The following is a 2,701-nucleotide window of genomic DNA, read 5'->3' as shown; positions in this document are numbered from 1 at the left end:
TCACTACTATCCTTAGCTACTCTTAATTTATTATCTACACCTACATTTAGAGTATGAGATAATCCTACTATGGTATCTTTAGAGAGTGCTACATTGGTAAGATATTCTGCTCCAACTCTTACATCTTTTAAACCTAATATTTCTTGTTTATGATATTTAGTAATAGATTCTGTATAGCTTCCCTCTACTTTAGAATCTTTATTGTTTTGTATGGTTTGAGAGAAATTATTGTTTATAGATTCTCTATAGTCTTTTTGTGCTCTTATATAGATTTCTTCATTATCTTTTATATTTGATAGGGTAAGTTCATTATAACCTTGTTCAATGATATTTGCTGTGTTTGAATGCTCTGTTTGTGATGAATCTGCTTGGTTTAGTGAATCTGATGAGTTTCTTATATTTGTTAAGTTTATTGTTCTACTTGATAAAGAAGTCTTATGGGAATCTAGGGGATTATGTATTAGGCTAGGATTGGTTGTATTATATAAACTTCCAGATATAAATGGCTTATCTATATCATTATCTAAGAAAGAGATTATGACTTCATCTCCAATTCTTGGAGTATGATAGAAGCCAGAAGAGTTGCTTGCAATAGGAGATGCTACTCTAAGGAATGAAGTATATGAATATCTCATTTTATATGTGTTGTTCTCTTGATTAGTGCGTGTTTGGTTTGTGCTATTACTCTCATTGGTAGTGTTTGGATTATCTTGTAAATAATGTTTATCTTTTTGGATTCTTTCTAAGAGGGCATTATCTCTTTTTTCTTGATTTGCATAGATATTCATTCTCACTTTTACTCGACCATATTCATCTGTATAGATTGTGTTGTGTTCTTGCAAAATCGTTTGATTTGCTTGTTCTTGTGTTGGTGCTCTTAGATAACCTTCTCCTATTACAATACCTTGTGTATGCAATGGTGCTTTTGGTTTAGCTTTAGTATTTGGGACATAAAGCATATGAGAAGGCATAAGCTTTAAAGTGTTGCTATAAGATCGCATAAAGCCATTTTGATTTTTAGATGATAATATTATAGATTCATTGTCATGAGAGTTACTTATTGTTGTGTGAGCGACATCTCCTTGTGTTGTGCTGTATTGTGTTAAAAGTGCATTATCTATGAGTGTTTGTTCTATGGCCACAACAATAAACTCTTTATGTTTATTAAGCAGAGTGTTATCATTATTTGCATATTTATATTTTTCATAATCTATTTGCAGAAAGTCTGCTAGACCTAAATGATAAATATTGCTTTGTGCCTTTAGGGTTGTATCAAGCATTTGCAATCTTTTTGCTTTGAGATGCAGTGGCTTTCTTGTATCAATAGATTGTGTAAAAGAAGAGCTGCTATCATAAGTATGTGTAAAAGAAGTCAATGTATTATCTAGTTGCCCTGTTTCTTCATCTTGATATGTATAAATCTGAGAAGAAAATATATCAATTGGAGCATTTGCATTATGACTTGAATAAGTAAATAAATTGCTATGTAAGTTTTCTTCTTTAGAAAAGTTATGGATACATTCTTCTTGAAGTGTATTAGCAACTGCATGAGGATTGTAAGCAATATTTTTTGTAGGTTTTGTTGTCAAACTATCACAAAAATAAATAGTATTTGCATCTTCATAAAAGTAAATACCATGGTTATGAGCTATTCTAGTTATAAAATCTAGATCAGATTCATTATATTGAGAAATAATTTCTTTCGTATTATATGTTTGAATGATTTGAGAAAAATCAAGAGTTTTTTCTAAGTATCCTTCATAAAATTTTAAGGTGTGTTTGATAACTTCTATTGGTGTTATATCAGTATAGATTCTATAAGCAGTATTGAGTGATAAGCGAAGAAGTGGTGATTGCAATGTAAGGGTAAAATTATGTCTATAGGTAAGTGTATTTGTGGTATTTTGTTGAAAAGAACCAAGGTATTGCAAATGCGTGATAATGCCTTTATAGGTTGTGGTTTGCATATTTGAGTAAGAACGATCAAAATAAATTATCTTACTATCCTTATTGTGAGGGGAATGAGAAATATTGAGAGTGGCTAAACAATTAAGAAAGTCTTTTGGCTGCAAAGAGATATTTGAATTATGGGAATTTACTTCTAATAAAAGGTTTTTTTGCATAGATTCTATAAAACCATTGCATTCTATACTTAATGGAGTTTCTAGACTTTCTTTAATAGTTGCTTGAGTAAGTGTAAGATTGAGAGATGGTTGAGATTCTTTTGTGTCTTGACTAGAATAATGTTTTTTTAGATTTGAAAAGATGGAGAGTGAGAGATAAGATTGCATAATAACCCTTTGTGAAATTAAGAAATATAGCATTAAGAAATATGGATTTAAGAAATATAACATCAAGAAATAATGTAATTTAAGAGTTAAGAAACAACTTTTAGTTTTATTTAAGAGAAGGATTTTTCTAAATAGTTTTGTTTTAATAATCCAGTGTAATGCTAATCCCATCTAATCCTAGAGTTATTCCAGCTTTTATATCAAATCCTTTGTTGCTAGAGTTTGGTAAGCCTATTTTAATCCCTGCTGTGTTGGGGTAGAGAGAATCTATACTCGGTTGTAGATAAGACATAGGTATCCTTTATGTTAGAGTGTAGGGGTGGTCTAGCATTATAGAAAACCCTTGATTGAAAGTTTGTGTATTTGAATCTTTGTTTGCACTAAAATCCTTGCAATCTTCTAATTGAACA

At 30.2% G+C, this 2,701-nt stretch carries 2 protein-coding genes; both read right to left on the bottom strand.

Translation table 11 applies throughout. The features are described 5' to 3' along the window. A partial coding sequence (locus C6H08_RS11125) for a type VI secretion system Vgr family protein (RefSeq protein WP_080745728.1) occupies positions 1-2,291 on the bottom strand: 2,291 nt, incomplete at its 3' end. A 142-nt stretch (positions 2,292-2,433) separates the two neighbouring features. After that, a complete protein-coding gene (locus C6H08_RS11415; RefSeq protein WP_158656877.1) occupies positions 2,434-2,583 on the bottom strand; it encodes a hypothetical protein in 150 nt (49 codons plus the stop codon). Positions 2,584-2,701 lie beyond the last annotated feature (118 nt).

The sequence above is a fragment of the Helicobacter bilis genome (assembly GCF_900198365.1).
GTDB classification, from domain to species: domain Bacteria; phylum Campylobacterota; class Campylobacteria; order Campylobacterales; family Helicobacteraceae; genus Helicobacter_A; species Helicobacter_A bilis_B.
This window is presented reverse-complemented; position numbering and strand designations above follow the sequence as displayed.

Bases quoted from the DNA above. Each gene is read 5' to 3' on its own strand.
- C6H08_RS11415 (WP_158656877.1), bottom strand. From the start codon at position 2,583: ATGTCTTATCTACAACCGAGTATAGATTCTCTCTACCCCAACACAGCA.